Origin of the sequence: Petrimonas sp. (assembly GCF_963921705.1) — a bacterium.
Classification (GTDB): Bacteria; Bacteroidota; Bacteroidia; order Bacteroidales; family Dysgonomonadaceae; genus Petrimonas; species Petrimonas sulfuriphila.
Genome location: NZ_OY997410.1, coordinates 588825 through 605240, shown reverse-complemented (window position 1 = coordinate 605240; position 16416 = coordinate 588825). Strand labels below are relative to the sequence as shown.

The window sequence follows — 16416 nt, the reverse complement described above, 5'->3', positions numbered from 1 at the left end:
TTTTTTTCGCTAGAAAAAGAAGGTAACTGCCATACCCCTTTCCTTACTCACGTGTAAAGCAACTAGTTTTACTATTTTTGAGTATCTTCTGCGTCTGTCAGGAATTTACAGGTAATTATTGATAAACGATATGCTATATATTTTTTTGTGCTTTATTTAGTTGAAATTTAGCATGTTCATACGTTGAAATGAGTACGCAACATACAAACCTTAAATAATTAGCTGAAGCGTTAGAATTTAAATATTTTTAAATATTTTTGTAAAGCTTATTCATTAATCCTAAAAAAACAAACCGTCATGAACTCAAAAACAATTATCTCAACCCTATTTTTCGTTTCGATTGCGCTGTTCGGATTTTCACAATCCGGCCAGTTCAACGGCTTGGATATGAACATGGGTAACTTGTACAAGCTTTCAAATGCCGAAACCCGTTCCATCAGTCCCGAAAACTTTACCGGTGAAAAGGGACAGGGAGGAATGGCCACTCCCGACCCGAATGCTCTCCGCAACACGGCGAACGCTACTCATGCAGCACGCGATTTGGGACAGGGATGGAAAGTAAATCCCTACGTCCGCATCAATCCGGGAGAAACGTTCACTATGGCTGAAATTGAAGGGCCCGGCGCCATCCAACATATTTGGATGACCCCTACAGGCAACTGGCGCTTTTCAATCATCCGCATATACTGGGATGACGAGACTGAACCCTCGGTGGAGTGCCCGATCGGCCATTTTTTCGGTATGGGATGGAATGAATATGCACCCCTGAACTCGATGCCTGTTACGGTAAATCCAGGTAGCGCGTTTAACTCTTACTGGGTGATGCCTTTCCGCAGGAAATGCAGAATAACCATGACCAACATCAACGATGCCGAAGCCATGAACCTGTATTATCAGATTGACTACACATTGACTGATGTTCCGGCAGATGCCGCCTATTTTCATGCGCAGTACCGACGTACGAAAGTGAACGAAACATCCGATTATACAATCGTCGACGGCATTAAGGGAGAAGGCCATTACGTAGGTGTGTACATGGCCTGGCAAGTAAACAATAACGGTTGGTGGGGCGAAGGAGAAATTAAGTTCTTTATGGATGGAGACAAAAAATTCCCGACCATCATCGGAACGGGTACTGAAGATTATTTCTGCGGATCCTACAATTTTGACAGGCAAGGAAAGTACGTTACATTTACCACACCTTATGCGGGCCTGGTTCAGGTATTGTCTCCCGATATTACGTACAGATCGGGACAACGTTTCGGACTGTACAGGTGGCACATAATGGATCCCATCCGTTTCAAAAAAGACTTGCGCATAACCATTCAGGATTTGGGATGGCGGCACGGCGGTCGTTATTTACCGCAGCAATCGGATATTTCGTCTGTGTGTTTCTGGTACCAATCTGAACCACATGCCAAATTCCCGCAATTACCCGATTGGCAGCAATTGGAAGTTAATTAAAAACCGAGGAATAATGAGAAAGATATCGCTGAAAATTCTTCTGAGTGTCATATTAGTATCTATTTGCAGTTTAAACACATATTCGCAAACACACACATTCCGGAAAGAACTGGCGTTACTAAAACGAGTGGATTTGCTTCCCGCTTACCGTCACAATCAACTTATAGACCAAGAATCGAGTTACGATCGAACGTGGGGAAACGACGACGGTTTTTCGGGAAAATACTCCTATATCCGGAAGGAAAACGGACACCTTGTCCTTGCAGAATTTGAAGGTCCCGGTGTGGTAAACAGGATCTGGACTCCTACCCCTACCAACGACTTTCTTTCGTTTTATTTCGATGGCGAAAAAACACCGCGTTTGAAGATTCGGTTTACGGATCTCTTTTCGGGAAAAGTGTATCCGTTCGTAAAACCGGTTTGCGGAAATGAAATTGGTGGATATTACTGCTACATTCCCATCCCGTTCAAAAAATCACTGAAGGTTGTGTTTGAAGGAGAAAAGATCATGTTTCATCAGATACAAGCTCGAAAGCTGCCGGGCATGGATGTGGAAAGTTGGACAGGGAACTTCTCGGAATCCGACCGGGAGCTTTTGTCGGAAATAAGCACGTTGTGGTCCGGTATTTTTCCAACGGTACAAAATTATACGTCGGGGTTGTCGGCCGGAATTAAAACGGAACAAAAAAGCTTTACGCTGCAACCGGGAGAGGAGTTCACATTTTTCGATAAAAAAACAGCAGGACGCATTGTTGGATTCGAAATAGATGGAGGAACATCGTTCGAGGGTATTTATAAAGATATTATCCTTTCGGCGAAATGGGACGATGAAAAGGTGGAGTCCATCCATGCCCCGGTTGCAGATTTCTTTGGTTATGCTTATGGAAAACCGGCCATGCGAAGTATCTTGATGGGCAGGTACGGAACAACCAACTACTGTTATCTACCCATGCCTTATGACCGTGCAGCTTCCATGAGACTAATTTACAGAGAAAGAAAGAGCGTGCAGCAAAATCCCGTCCAGGTGAATGTGAAGGTTTATTACAACAACACGAAGCGTAGCCTAAAAGACGAAGGAAAATTTTACAGCGTTTGGAAGAGGGAAAAACCCGATATGGGTAAATTTTATACGTTTTTGAAAACAGCGGGTAAGGGTCATTATGTAGGAACCGTTCACCTGGCACAAGGACTTCGTCCGGGGATGACACTGTTCTTCGAGGGAGATGACAGCACGCGTATAGACGGAAAGGCACGCATGCATGGCACGGGGTCGGAAGACTATTATAACGGTGGCTGGTATGCTCTACTCGACCGTTGGGACAGAGGAATAAGCATGCCTGTTCACGGTTCGCTGGATTATTCTCTGCCTATGAACAGAACCGGTGCTTACCGCTTCTTCCTTTCCGACAAATTGTCTTTCGAGAAAGAGATTTATCACGGAATGGAACACGGCGAATCAGGCAATAATTTTCCGGTAGATTACACATCGGTAGCATTTTTTTATGCGTCACAACCCCTTAAGGAAAAAATGGAACCTACTGCTGAATTACGCGAGGTTTACCTGCCTTCTGCTCATGTCTATTTTCCGCAGTTAATGCAAGTTACTCCCGAAAGAGGAATCGGGGTGATTTTAGACAGAGGCCTTATGCTGACAGCCTACGGTCAGGGTGCCGCAAGGATTATGCTCACGGACGTTCCCGAAGGAAATTACAAGGTTCTGGTTACTTATCACGAACGGGTAAACGGTGCCGATTTTCAGGTTTGGCAAAGGCAAAACCAACTCTCGGAATGGATATCGACCAAAGCCGGTCAGGAAAAGTACAAGGAAAAAGTTCATGTGGGTGATATTCAACTCACTCAGCAAACGAATTCGATAACGTTTCATATCCGGAAAAACGGGAATGCCGACTTATTTGAACTGAATTTAATTACACTAGAAAGAATAGATTAGTTGGTATGCAGAAACGTTTTTTTGTGATCGGATTTGCGTGGATCGCCCTGTTTTATTGGAGTGTATTTGCTCAGGAACAAATTTCTGTCCCGCATAATTTCAGCAAAACCCTTGAGCATATGCAATACGACCGGATGGGAGATGAAAAGGGAAAAAGGTCGGTGAGAATAATAGACCGGAACACGTTGCATGTGAAACTCACCTTTTCCCTGGACCAACTGCTGCGGCAAGATGACTGGCAACTGACCCTTAAACCGGCCTTTACTCCCTCTTTCCATTGGTCGCCCCATTTGACTCCTACCGATAATCACGTGATCGATCAGCATGTTTTCCGTTCACCGGCGCTTATTATCGCCGATAAAGATCAAGTTCTTGCGCTCATTCCCGATTTAAGCGTTATGCAGAGAGGTACGCCTGTACGGTGGTACCTGGACCTGAGTGCCGAAACCAACACGCTTACGCTGGGAATGAGTGATAGCCGCGTCGCCGACCATGTTCTTTTCGAACGTACTGAAGGAGCGGAATATCCGGCCGGAAAAGTGGAAATCGGATTTTATCTGCTGCACTATACGGATGAAGGTTCTATCGTAAATCCCTTTAGAAAACCGTTGGATTTTATCTGGTCAAACTGGGGAAGAGAAGCCTACAGAGCTGGTAATCCCATAAGAGGCGATTTGGAGCCTTACATAGAACACACGTATGACTGGGCATTTAAAAACTGGAAGGAAAGCGTGTGGCAGGAGTTTGAAGTTGAAGGGCGAAAAGTGGGTGCGCCTGCCTTTATCGTTAATGTAACACAAAGCCCCAATTATCCGGGTGAGGTAAACGAGCGAGAATTCAGGTCTGTCTGGAACCAGGCGTGGTTTAGCTCTCTTCGCTCGGCAAGCGGATTGTACCGGTATGCCAGGAGGACAGGCAATGAGGAATTGATGAAAAAAGCCCGGCTTACCAAAGAGCTGGCCCTCTCTTTTCCACAGCTCAACGGTTTTTTTTACGGACTTATCGGCACCGAAATGCACGAAGTGGAAATTGACGGTAGAAAATACAACCGCAGCAAAGGTTGGGATACCCATTATTGGGGCAACTCTAATCGGAATCCATATACGTGGAACCCCCGCGAATCGCCGTTTCATATTCTGGATATGAGCTGGACGGGTTTACTGATGCTTCGTTGGTATGATGAGTTGGAAAAAGATATCCGGTTGCTTGATTTTGCCGAGAATTATGCCAAATCGCTGCTGAAAACCCAATATCCCAACGGTTTTTTTCCGGCATGGTTGTCGCTCGATAAACTTGAGCCGATGGAGCACCTGAACGATTCGCCCGAAACATCCCTGTCGGTAACCTTTCTTCTGAAACTGCATGAGATGACCGGGAAGCAGGAATATAAGGAAGCTGCGCTTAAAGCTATGGAGGCGGTGATCCGTGAGGTTATCCCTACGGGACGCTGGGAAGATTTTGAGACCTACTGGTCTTGTTCCCGGTATGGTTCACAAGATCTGGTCGGGAAAAAGGTTCTACGCAATAACATGCACAAGCAAAATAATTTTTCCATGTTTTGGACGGCAGAAGCCCTGTACGAGTGTTATCGCACGACAAGTAACAGAAAATATTTGAGATCTGGGCAGCGAACACTGGATGAATTGCTGATGACACAAGCATCGTGGCAACCGCCATATATGTTTGTAAATGTACTGGGTGGATTTGGAGTCCTTAATGCGGACGGCGAGTGGAACGATTCACGCGAAAGTTTATTTGCTGAGCTTATTTTACAATACGGAAAACTGCTGAATAACCGTGAGTATATCGAAAGAGGCTTTGCTGCACTAAAAGCATCGTTTGTGATGATGTACTGCCCCGAAAATCCGTTGACACAAGTACAGTGGGAGAAAGTTTATCCGTTTTTCGGGGAAAAAGATTACGGATTCACGATGGAGAATTACGGCCACGGGGGACGAACAAGTTCCGAAGGAGAAGGAATGGGCGAATTCACTATATACGATTGGGGAAACGGAGCTGCTGCCGAAGCCTATAATCGGATATTGGACAAATTCGGGGAAATCGAACAATAGAAAAATAAGAAGTTTATAATATAACAGTCTAAAATGAAACGTATGAAGCTGAAGAAATTAAATCTGTTTTTGCTCACAGCAGGGTCCATCCTTGTTTCCTGCACGGGTAACGCTAAAAAATCATCGGATAATATGAAAAAGGAGTATGAAAAAGGGACATTTGGATACGATCTGAATTATCTATCGAAAAAAGACAGCCTCATTGTGCTGAAGTCCGACGACGGAAAAGCACAGGTGATCGTGTCTGCCAAATATCAGGCAAAAGTCTTTACCTCAACGGCAAACGGTGAAGAAGGAAATAGTCTGGGTTTTGTGAATTACAAGTTCTTTGATGCCGGAACAGTGGATGAGCATATGAACGGATTTGGTGGGGAGAATCGGTTGTGGCTGGGCCCCGAGGGAGGACAGTATTCTATCTATTTCAAACCGGGAAAAGAACAGGTTTTCGATAATTGGCATACCCCTAAAGCCATAGACATAGAGGAGTGGAAAGTGGACCGTGCTACTCAGGAAGAAACTGTGTTAACCAAATATATGGAACTTGAAAATTATCAGGGAAGCATCTTAAATATAACCGTAGAGAGGAAAATTTCGCTTGTTACCGAAGCAGAAATGGCAAGCAAACTGGGTGTAACCCTGCCTGATGGAGTAAGCGCTGTTGGCTATGCTACCGAGAATAAAATCACCAACAAGAATGATTTTGAATGGACCAGCAAAACAGGAACCGTTTGTATATGGATGTTGGATATGTTCAATCCTTCGGATTCCGCAGTAACCGTTGTTCCATATAACGAGGGAGATGAGGGCCAGCTGGGGACATTGGCAACGACGGACTATTTCGGTGAAATTCCAGCTGACAGGCTGAAAGCCGAAAACGGAACGCTCTACCTGAAAACTGACGGAAAATTCAGAAGCAAACTGGGGATGAATGCTAAACGAACAAAAGCTATTGCGGGCAATTACGACCCGATTTCCAAGAGACTTACGGTAATTACGTTCGATGTTGATCCTTCTGCAGTGTACCTGAACCAGGAATGGAATCCGGCAAGAAATCCACTTACAGGAGATGCCCTGAATGCGTATAACGATGGCCCGCTGGAAGATGGCAGCATCATGGGGCCTTTCCTGGAACTGGAAAGCTGTTCTCCGGCAGCATTTTTAAAACCGGGAGAATCATTGTCGCATGTACACAATGTTTACCATTTTGTAGGTGACGAAGCAGTCTTGTCGCCTGTTTGCGAAAAATTGCTCGGAGTAAGTATCCATCAAGTTACAACCATTTTCTGAAAAAAACAGTATGGAACGAGCATGTAAATCAGTTGCACCCGAGCAAATGATTAAAAGCAAGTTCCATGCAACACATTTAAAATCAATAATTTTATTCGTATGAATAGCAACGTAGAAAAACATCGTTTAGTGCCTGCGGGAATTGTGTTTCCGTTTATCCTGCTTACTTCCCTATTTTTCATTTGGGCGGTTCCCAACAACATGACCGATACCATGCTGGCCGCTTTCAAGCGGATCATGAGCTTGTCGGATACGCAAACAGCTTGGATCCAGGTGGTTTGTTATTTGCTCGGTTATGGGTGCTTCGCCCTTCCGGGTGCCATTTTCATTAAAAAACACACGTACAAGTATGGTGTATTGTTGGGATTGGGATTATGTATCTTCGGAGGAGTATTGTTTTATCCGGCAATGTTGGCTAACAACATCAGCTCACCGCTTAGCTTCGCTACCTATTTGCTGGCTATTTTTGTCCTTTTTGCGGGACTGTCGGTATTGGAAACATCGGCAAATTCCTACGTGTATGCATTAGGCGATCCGCATACGGCCACGCGACGACTGAATTTCTCGCAGTCATTCAACCCTTTCGGTGCATTAACCGGAGTACTGGCAAGCCAGATCTTTGTACTCTCGCAATTAAATACGATGAGTGCAGCGGAAAGAGCAGTGTTGAACGAAGCCGAGTTGGTAAACGTTCAGAATGCAGAGTTGAATGCGGTCACCATAGCCTATCTCATACTGGGTTTGGTAATGCTTGCCCTTTTCCTGTTAATCTTTTTTACTAAAATGCCTCAGGCACAGGATGAGGACAAAACCCTGAACCTGAAAGCGACCTTCAATCGCTTGAAAAGAAATAAAAACTACGTTTGGGGTGTTGTAGCACAGTTTTTTTACGTCGGTGCGCAAATTGCAGTTTGGTCGTATATCATCCGGTACGCCATGCAGCAATTGCAGTTTGATGCTGTAATCTCGGGCTTGGGAAATAATGCATCTCAGGAATCAATTATTGCAGCTCTTCGAAGCGTTGAACCCATTGCCGGAGGATTTTATAACTTGGCGGAATCGCTGGGGATTGACGCTTTGCTGCCGAGAACTGCCGAACAGGCTGGGGCCACCTATTACGTACTTTCTCTTGTCTTGTTTGTAGTAGGACGTTTTGTGTGCACGTTCCTGATGAAATGGACCAGGCCGGTAAATTTACTTTCAGCCCTTTCAGTACTTGCGGTGGTTTGTTCATTGGTTGCTATTTACGGTCAGGGATTTATTGGTGTTTATGCCTTAATGGGAATATCGGGCTGTATGTCGCTGATGTTTCCCACCATTTATGGAATTGGGATGAAAGGACTGGGGGAAGATACCAAGATTGCAGGATCGGGGATGGTGATGGCTATTGCGGGTGCTGCACTATTGACTCAAATGCAGGGCATTCTTTCCGACCAGGCAGGAAGTATCGAATTTGCGTATTGGGTGCCCACCATCGCTTTCATCATCATTGCGTTTTACAGCTTTACGGTAGCACGAAGTAAAAAAATCAAAATTAACGGATAATGGAAAAATTAGTTATAGGAATCGATTACGGAACGGACTCCTGCCGGGCGTTAGTCGTTGATGCTGTTTCGGGAAAAGAAATGGCTGCACATGTTGCATTTTATCCCCGGTGGAAAAAAGCATTGTACTGCGATGCTTCCAAGAATCAATACCGCCAGCATCCGCAAGATTATATCGATACGCTGGAACAGGCTGTAAAAGGAGTATTGGGACAACTTCCTGCGGATGCGGCCCGGCAAGTTATCGGTATCGGCATCGATACCACTGGTAGCACACCCTGTCTGACCGACAGACAGGGAACTCCCCTGGCCCTGTTGCCTGATTATGCCGATAATCCCAACGCCATGTTTATTTTGTGGAAAGATCATACTTCCATCCAGGAGGCTGGGGAAATCAACCAACTCGCTTACCGGTGGGAGATTGATTATACTTCCCGTTCAGGAGGAATTTATTCATCGGAATGGTTCTGGGCTAAGGCATTGCACGCCTTGCGCGAAGATGAATCGATTCGTAAAGATGCCTATTCCATCGTTGAACATTGTGATTGGATGCCGGCACTCCTTACCGGGAATTTGAAACCCGAAGAACTGAAACGTAGCCGCTGTGCGGCCGGACACAAATGCATGTGGGCCGAAGAATGGGACGGTTATCCTTCCCAGGAATTCCTCTCGGAACTGGATCCGCTGCTAAACGGGTTTGCAGCCCATTTGAGCGCTTATACGTACACGAGTGACGCAAGTGCCGGCAAACTGTCCGAAGAGTGGGCAGGGCGACTCGGATTGCCCGGAGGGATTGATGTGGCTGTAGGCATCATCGATGCTCACGCCGGAGCAATCGGAGCAGAAATAAAGGCAAACACGATGGTTAAGATTCTGGGAACCTCCACGTGCGATATTGTGGTTACTCCCAAGTCCGACATAGAGGACAGGTTGATCCCCGGCATCAGTGGGCAGGTAGACGGCTCTGTCATTCCGGGCCTTGTCGGACTGGAAGCAGGGCAATCGGCATTCGGCGATGTATATGCCTGGTTACGGGATTTGCTTTCGTGGAGTTTTGCAGTTTTGCCGGCAGGGGATGTGGAGAATGCCACCGGGAAAATTCTTCAGAAACTGACCGAAGAGGCGCAGGATCTTCCGTTAACCGATGACGGGATCACCTCCAGCGATTGGTTCAACGGCCGCCGCACACCCTTTGCCGACCAGACCTTAAAGGGGGGAATTACCGGATTGACACTCGGAACAACACCAGCTCAGATTTTCAGGAGTCTGGTGGAAGCTACCGCCTTTGGTTCGAAAGCCATTATGGATCATATTGAAAAAGAAGGGGTGAAAGTGACCGAAGTGATTGGCGTGGGAGGGATTTCATTAAAATCGCCTTATGTGATGCAGGTACTTTCTGATGTAATGGGAGTGCCGATAAAAGTGGCTGCTACGGAACAAGCAGGTGCGCTGGGTGCGGCTATGTGCGCGGCGGTGGCTTCGGGAGTCTATTCCTCGTTGGAAAATGCGCAGTGTGCTATGGGACAAGGAGTACGGGCTGAATATTTGCCGAATGAAGGTCGTAAACCTCATTACGCCGGGAAATACGAAAAATACCGGAAATTGGGATTGTTCTTAACAACATAAGTCATATTGACCTCAGCGATGCTGGCATCTGTCGGGTTTGTTTTATCCTGCCACGTTTGTTCGGATTCCAAGCTCCCCTACCCTGTCAGCTATTTTCCGCAACTCTTCCAGGGAGACTTTTTCGAGCTGTTTGGCGGGTGTTTCGCGGTCGATGGTGTAAATCATTACCTCGCGGGGAGAAAGTGCTCTGACGAGCTCTAACCAGGCAGAAACTTCCTTTTCGGTGGAATTATCCAGCCGCTTCCCTTCAAACTCGCCTCTGAGAAACATCGTTTGCAAGATAAAATTACCGCGAAACTTCTTGTAAAGTTCCACTTGGCGGGCAACCGAATAATTGGGAGAATTCGGACGGTCAATGAGTTTAGCGGTTTCGTCAAAAGCAGAGTCGAGTTTGAGAATGGGGTTGTCCACTTTCCGGAGAGTATCGAAAACGGATACCTTGCCCACGTTAATTCCATTCGACAGAACGCTGATCTTTGCTTCGGGATAATACCTATCGCGCAGCGAAACGGTATCTTCAATGATGCCTGAAAATTGAGGATGCATCGTCGGTTCGCCGTTTCCGGCAAAAGTGATGACGTCGAGTTTTACGTTTTGCCCGCGCAGCGATTGCAATTTATCTTCCATAGCGGCGTAAACGTTTTCTCTATCGGGAAGCTTTGTTTTTGTTCTGAAATCCTTGTTGAATCCGCATTCGCAATAAATACAGTCGAACGAACAAAGCTTGCCGTCGTAAGGTAACAGGTTTACGCCCAGTGAAGTGCCCATCCGACGGCTGTGAACCGGGCCGTAAACTATTTCGTGAAAAAGGATGGTAGACATGTTGTTTAGCTAAAAAAATAATGTTGAAAGATCATAGCCACGATACAATTTGATCCGTCCCAAAACCGATCAACACGTACCGCAACAATTTTCCGATAGTCATCGAAACCATTACCACGGGAACGTTTGCCCGCATAAACCCTAACGCTACCAGAATGGCGTCGCCTACGGCGGGAAGAAATCCGAAAAAACCCATTATTGCACCCTTGCCGTGCAACCATCTGATCGTTTTATCGATCTTTTCCGGTTTTATTTTGAACCACCTCTCCAGCCATTCGGTTTTTCCCAGTTTTCCCACATAATAACAAGTGGCTCCTCCGGCAGCATTCCCGATGGTGGCATAAAAGACAGAAGTCCAAACATCCATTCCTGCGGCGATAAGCGCCGCAAAAACTACTTCAGAGCTGAACGGCAGTACCGTTGCTGCCAGGAACGATGCAAGCAATAGTCCCCAATACCCGTATTCTGCTAATCCGTCAAGCATAATCAATGCGCTTCCAGCCAGTTATCCCCCACTCCACAATCCGTTTTCAGAGGGACACGGAGTTTATAGGCGTTTTCCATTTCCTCGACAACAATTTTTTTCATCCTTTCCAGTTCGTTTGCCGGAACGTTGAAGTTAAGTTCGTCGTGTACCTGAAGAATCATTTTCGATTGCAGTCCTTCCTTTTCCAGCCGGTTAAAGATGCGGATCATTGCCACTTTTATAATGTCTGCCGCACTCCCCTGAATGGGTGCGTTTATCGCATTCCTTTCCGCATACCCACGAACGACGGCGTTTTTGGAATTGATGTCGGCCAAAAAACGTTTGCGTCCCAACACGGTTTCCACATAACCTTTTTCGCGTGCGTCGGCAATGCTTTCGTCCATATAGCGTTTCACGCCGGGATAGGTGGCGAAATAACCGTCGATAAGTGCTTTGGCTTCCCCACGAGGGATATTCAGCCGTTCGGAAAGTCCGAAGACCGAAATGCCGTAAATAATTCCAAAATTGGCGGTTTTTGCCTTGCGCCGCATGTCGGAAGTGGCTTCTTCAACGGGGATATGATTGATTTTGGCGGCTGTGGCGGTATGAATATCCAGTCCCTGGTTAAAGGCTTCCAGCATATTTTTATCTTCGCTCAGGTGCGCCATGATGCGGAGTTCAATTTGCGAATAGTCGGCGGAAAGAAACGTGCACCCTTCGTCCGGGATGAAAACGCGTCTCATTTCTTTACCGCGCTCATCGCGAATGGGTATGTTCTGCAGATTGGGGTTGGTGCTGCTCAGTCGTCCCGTTGCAGCGACGGTTTGGTTGAAGGAGGTGTGTACTTTTCCCGTCCGGGGATTTACCAGTAAGGGAAAAGCATCGATATAGGTTCCCAGCAGTTTCTTCAATCCCCGTTGCTCCAGTATTTTTTCGATAACGGGATGTTTGTTGCGCAACTTCTGTAATTCATCTTCGCTGGTACTGTATTGCCCGGTCCGGGTTTTTTTTGGTTTTTCGATAATTTTCATCTTTTCGAAAAGCACTTCCCCTATTTGTTTGGGTGAATTTACGTTGAACTCCTCCCCGGCCATAGCGATGATTTCCGCTTCAACTTGTTGCAGCTCGGCGGTAAATTCTTCCGAAAGTTGAGCCAACGCGTCTAGATCGAGACGAACACCCGTCCATTCCATATCGGCAAGTACATAAACGAGGGGCGACTCCACTTCGTAAAAGAGGTAATCGAAGTTGTTTTGTCTGATCTCCTCCTCCAGCATGTTCTTCAACTTCAGCGTGATATCGGCGTCTTCTGCCGCGTAATCGCAAACGACTTGTTTATCCACGTCACGCATTGATTTTTGATTTTTTCCTTTTGGACCGATTAGCTCTTCAATATGGATGGTTTTGTATTTCAGGTAGGTTTCTGCCATGTAATCCATCCCGTGCCGGAGTTCGGGATTGAGGAGATAATGCGCAATCATCGTATCGAAGAGTTTTCCTTTTACGCTAATGCCGTAATGGCGAAGGGAGAGGATATCGTATTTGAGGTTTTGTCCAATTTTTTCGATCCGGTCATTTTCGAAAAAAGGCCTGAAAATATCTACTTGCTTTTGCGCTTCTTCCCTGTTTTCGGAAATGGGCACGTAAAACGCTTCGCCCTCAGTGTATGCAAACGATAGGCCCACCAGATCGCTCAACAGCGGGTCGATTCCGGTTGTCTCGGTATCGAAGCAAACCGATTGCTGTGCGCAAAGTTGTTGATTCAACTCTGTAAGTTCCTGTTCCGTTTCCAGTAATTTATACGTATGCCTGGTGGAGTGGATGTCGGAGAAGCTGCCCGGGAGTTCAACCGGAGCCGTTTTTACTTCTTCCAAAACATCGCTGAAGCCACTGAACAAGTCGCCCTGGACGGGTTGTTTACCAATCGGTTTTTGGGGTTCAATTTTCAGTACCCTGTTTATCAATGTCCTGAATTCCAGTTCTTCGAATATCTCTTTTATAGCTGTTTCGTTCAGTTCTTTTCTTTTCAAGCTTTCGATACTGGTCTCTATAGGAACATCTGTCCTTATCGTGGCCAAAAATTTTGAAAATAAAATCTGTTCCTTGTTCTCTTCAATTTTTGTACGTAGCGTTCCTTTCAGTTTATCACTGTTTTCAAGCAGATTTTCAACGGATCCGAACTCTTCCAACAGCTTTTCCGCTGTTTTAGGTCCCACACCCGGGCAGCCGGGAATATTGTCGGACGTGTCGCCCATCAGGCCCAGCAAATCGATTACCTGTGATGGGTGGGAAACGCGGTATTTCTCCATCACTTTCTTATCGTCCAGTATCTCGAACTCATTACTGCCGTATTTGGGTTTATAGATAAATACATGCTGCTCCGTCAATTGTCCGTAATCCTTGTCCGGAGTCATCATATAAACGTCAAACTTATCTTTATCCGCCTTTTTGGCCAGGGTTCCGATTACATCGTCAGCTTCGAAGCCTTCCTTTTCAAGCACCGGTATGTTGTAGGCTTCCAGGATTTTTTTGATGAGGGGGACTGAAGCTTTTATGTCTTCGGGAGTGGCTTCGCGCTGTGCTTTGTAGGCCTCAAACTCCGTATGACGGAATGTGGGTCCCGGGGGATCGAAAGCAACGGCAATGTACGACGGGTTCTCTTTTTTCAGCACTTCTTCCAACGTATTCACAAACCCGAAAATTGCCGATGTATTCTGTCCTTTCGAATTAACGCGAGGGTTTTTAATAAATGCATAATATGCTCTGTAAATCAACGCATAAGCATCGAGTAGAAACAGTTTCTGTTTGGACATATAAACTAAATATTTCTTTTAAAGACGTAAAGTTACGAATATTTGATTGCTTTAAGGTGAATTATTTTTAAATTTGCGTTCAATAAAAACAGGAATGGACGAAAGTCAGGTTATAAAGGAGTCGTTGCGTGACGAGTTGAATCAATTCGACATTTATCTCTGGAAATCGCTGGAAAACAATAATTCCCGGATATCGGAGATTCTCCGGCATGCTTTTAAGGTTGACGGTAAACGGATAAGGCCGATGTTGGTTTTTCTGGTGGCAAAATGTTGCGGGGAGATAACGCCTGCCACGTACCACGGTGCTGTTACGGTGGAGTTGCTCCATATGGCGACGCTTATGCATGACGATGTGGTGGATGAGGCATCGACACGTCGCGGACAACCATCGTCAAATGCAGTTTTCGATAATAAACGTTCCGTTCTGGCAGGAGATTATGTGTTGTCATCGGCCCTGCGTGAGAGTGTTAAAACCAATAACCTGGAAATAATCGGGATCATTTCCGAACTTGGGCAAAACCTGGCGGAAGGAGAGCTTAACCAATACTCGTTGGTCAATGAGATAATTATTGATGAAGAAGAGTATTTTAAAGTAATTGACAAAAAAACAGCTTCCCTACTGTACGCTTGTGCAAAGATCGGTGCCATTACTGCAGGTGCAGACCGGGTAACGATAGATGAATTCGGAAAAGCGGGCCGTATATTGGGTATTGCTTTCCAGATCCGTGACGATATTTTCGATTATTACAAAGCCGATGTAGGTAAGCCTACCGGAAACGATATTCGGGAAGGCAAGATCACGCTTCCATTAATCTATGCACTCAACCATGCGCCCCAAGCACTATCGGATGAAATGATGAAGATTATCCGTTCCTGTGATTTTTCGCCCGTAAACATCGAACTCTTGCTTGAATTTGCCAAAAGTAACGGAGGTATTGAATATGCCCAGAAAACCATAGACAATTTACTGGAAGAGGCTGAACAGATTATCGAAAATGTTTCGATCGACAACGAGTTTAAAATAATCTTAAACCTGTTGGTGATGTATTTGAAGAACCGGATGGTTTAACGTTGTTCCTTCACCGGGATACTTCCCAATAGTTTGATATCTTGTAAATTGGAGTAATCATAAAGATAAAATCCGTCGTCGCCGATCGTAAACAGGAATTTGTTCAGCGGAATTACGTCGTACGTTTCTATCTCTTTAAAGTGAGCTATCAGGTTGTTGTTGATATTCAACTTATCTGCTACATTAAATACCTTTAATCCATCATCGCACAGAAAAAGCGTATTATTATCGATCCCCAACCCGTAAGGCGCTTTCATATTATACGTAGCTATCAGGTTATTCATTTTGTAATCGTCGGATAGTTTTACCACATCGAGAACGTTTACGCTTAGGTTTGCATTTCTGTTGCAGGTAACACCGGAGCGGAGGGTAATGTATGCATATCCGTCCTGCACCACTACGGGATCGCAGGTTGTTACATGCCAGAGCGAGCTTATTTGCCGTGGAGCCGATGGATTCACCAGCTCCAGAATAAGCATCCCGGTGGTTGTTCCCAAAAACATGTGATGGTCATACAGGAACATAGTTTCCACGTTCCATCCGATAGGTTGGGTAACTACTTTTACCGGATTGGACGCTTCCGAAACATTGAAGACGAATAGCTGGTACTGATCTACCGTATAAAGAAAGTTATCGTATAAGCCGAACCGGGCCATTGACCCGCCTTTGCCAAACGATGCGCTTGATATTCCTCCGACAGTGCCACCAAAGGCCGCATCCATGCTTAGATTTGAGTTTTTTCCATAGCTATCCCATCCGTAATAAATAGGGTATGTTATGTGCTCTTCCAGTTTATTGTGCTCTTTCTTTTGTTCCCAGGCAATAACAACGCCTTTATCCTTTTCCACATTGCCTATCCGCAGTTGATTGTCGGTGGGCGGAACCGCGTAAGGATAAACTTCCTTCAACCGGTTTACTTCCTTGATTTTGCTTATATCCGAAACATCGATGGCTACCAGATCTACATAGCTGTCGGCATATAAAATATGGCCTTTTACGGCAATGTCTACACAGCCGGGAACCTCAACAAAAGATGTATTCTTCGGATTTGCCGGATTGGAAACATCGATCACGTGTATTCCTTTAAATTTCTCGACAATTAACAAGTAATTGTCTTTGAAATAAATTTTTCCGGGTTTTTCCAGTTCCCTGGCGGGCAAAGCCTTGACGGAGCTTCTTAAATCGGCATAACTCATATAAACCGGCACGTTGGCCATGTAATCTTCGGTGTATGTATCCATGCAGGAGCTGAGAGCCAACACCAAAATAAAACAAAAAAATATTTTTATATATTTCATAACA

11 protein-coding genes are annotated in these 16416 nt (G+C 45.5%); 7 read left to right on the top strand and 4 right to left on the bottom strand.

The features are described from left to right. Positions 1–297 precede the first annotated feature (297 nt). From AACM02_RS02585 to AACM02_RS02560, 6 genes are all read left to right on the top strand, one after another. Positions 298–1464, top strand: a complete 1167-nt coding sequence (locus AACM02_RS02585; protein ID WP_339115985.1) for a glycoside hydrolase family 172 protein — start codon at positions 298–300, stop codon at positions 1462–1464. Between the two features lie 13 nt (positions 1465–1477). Beyond that, a complete protein-coding gene (locus AACM02_RS02580) occupies positions 1478–3415 on the top strand; it encodes a glycoside hydrolase family 172 protein (RefSeq protein WP_339115984.1) in 1938 nt (645 codons plus the stop codon). 5 nt (positions 3416–3420) lie between these two features. Beyond that, positions 3421–5487 (top strand): hypothetical protein, encoded by a 2067-nt coding sequence (locus AACM02_RS02575; protein ID WP_339115983.1) that lies wholly within the window; start codon positions 3421–3423, stop codon positions 5485–5487. A gap of 42 nt (positions 5488–5529) precedes the next feature. Beyond that, positions 5530–6774, top strand: coding sequence for a DUF6786 family protein (locus AACM02_RS02570; RefSeq protein WP_339115982.1), 1245 nt, complete (start codon positions 5530–5532; stop codon positions 6772–6774). 99 nt (positions 6775–6873) lie between these two features. After that, the gene (gene fucP, locus AACM02_RS02565) at positions 6874–8319 is read left to right on the top strand and encodes an L-fucose:H+ symporter permease (RefSeq protein WP_339115981.1); all 1446 of its coding nucleotides are present in this window, start codon (positions 6874–6876) and stop codon (positions 8317–8319) included. Further along, positions 8319–9944 (top strand): ribulokinase, encoded by a 1626-nt coding sequence (locus AACM02_RS02560; protein WP_339115980.1) that lies wholly within the window; start codon positions 8319–8321, stop codon positions 9942–9944. The genes fucP and AACM02_RS02560 overlap by 1 nt, the downstream gene beginning before the upstream one ends. 42 nt (positions 9945–9986) lie before the next feature. Here the strand turns inward: AACM02_RS02560 and AACM02_RS02555 are convergent, their stop codons facing one another. From AACM02_RS02555 to polA, 3 genes are read right to left on the bottom strand one after another with little or no spacing between them, the layout of a single operon-like run. Beyond that, positions 9987–10766 (bottom strand): radical SAM protein, encoded by a 780-nt coding sequence (locus AACM02_RS02555; RefSeq protein WP_339115979.1) that lies wholly within the window; start codon positions 10764–10766, stop codon positions 9987–9989. 31 nt (positions 10767–10797) lie between these two features. After that, on the bottom strand, positions 10798–11250 hold the full coding sequence (locus tag AACM02_RS02550; protein WP_332457297.1) for a YqaA family protein: 453 nt from the start codon (positions 11248–11250) through the stop codon (positions 10798–10800). Between the two features lie 2 nt (positions 11251–11252). Beyond that, positions 11253–14045 (bottom strand): DNA polymerase I, encoded by a 2793-nt coding sequence (gene polA, locus AACM02_RS02545; RefSeq protein WP_339115978.1) that lies wholly within the window; start codon positions 14043–14045, stop codon positions 11253–11255. A 94-nt stretch (positions 14046–14139) separates the two neighbouring features. Here polA and AACM02_RS02540 point away from each other — a divergent pair, with 94 nt between their 5' ends. Further along, entirely contained in the window at positions 14140–15114 is a 975-nt protein-coding gene (locus tag AACM02_RS02540; RefSeq protein WP_339115977.1) for a polyprenyl synthetase family protein, read from the top strand. Here AACM02_RS02540 and AACM02_RS02535 read toward each other — a convergent pair. Next, the gene (locus AACM02_RS02535; protein ID WP_339115976.1) at positions 15111–16412 is read right to left on the bottom strand and encodes a hypothetical protein; all 1302 of its coding nucleotides are present in this window, start codon (positions 16410–16412) and stop codon (positions 15111–15113) included. The two genes, AACM02_RS02540 and AACM02_RS02535, sit on opposite strands and share 4 nt — an antisense overlap. Positions 16413–16416 lie beyond the last annotated feature (4 nt).

What these genes read in the sequence shown, in the direction of transcription:
- AACM02_RS02540 (WP_339115977.1), top strand. Translation starts at nt 14,140, where the DNA reads ATGGACGAAAGTCAGGTTATAAAGGAGTCGTTGCGTGACGAGTTGAAT.
- AACM02_RS02535 (WP_339115976.1), bottom strand. Translation starts at nt 16,412, where the DNA reads ATGAAATATATAAAAATATTTTTTTGTTTTATTTTGGTGTTGGCTCTC.
- polA (WP_339115978.1), bottom strand. Translation starts at nt 14,045, where the DNA reads ATGTCCAAACAGAAACTGTTTCTACTCGATGCTTATGCGTTGATTTAC.
- AACM02_RS02550 (WP_332457297.1), bottom strand. Translation starts at nt 11,250, where the DNA reads ATGCTTGACGGATTAGCAGAATACGGGTATTGGGGACTATTGCTTGCA.
- AACM02_RS02580 (WP_339115984.1), top strand. Translation starts at nt 1,478, where the DNA reads ATGAGAAAGATATCGCTGAAAATTCTTCTGAGTGTCATATTAGTATCT.
- AACM02_RS02575 (WP_339115983.1), top strand. Translation starts at nt 3,421, where the DNA reads ATGCAGAAACGTTTTTTTGTGATCGGATTTGCGTGGATCGCCCTGTTT.
- AACM02_RS02585 (WP_339115985.1), top strand. Translation starts at nt 298, where the DNA reads ATGAACTCAAAAACAATTATCTCAACCCTATTTTTCGTTTCGATTGCG.
- AACM02_RS02560 (WP_339115980.1), top strand. Translation starts at nt 8,319, where the DNA reads ATGGAAAAATTAGTTATAGGAATCGATTACGGAACGGACTCCTGCCGG.
- AACM02_RS02555 (WP_339115979.1), bottom strand. Translation starts at nt 10,766, where the DNA reads ATGTCTACCATCCTTTTTCACGAAATAGTTTACGGCCCGGTTCACAGC.
- fucP (WP_339115981.1), top strand. Translation starts at nt 6,874, where the DNA reads ATGAATAGCAACGTAGAAAAACATCGTTTAGTGCCTGCGGGAATTGTG.
- AACM02_RS02570 (WP_339115982.1), top strand. Translation starts at nt 5,530, where the DNA reads ATGAAGCTGAAGAAATTAAATCTGTTTTTGCTCACAGCAGGGTCCATC.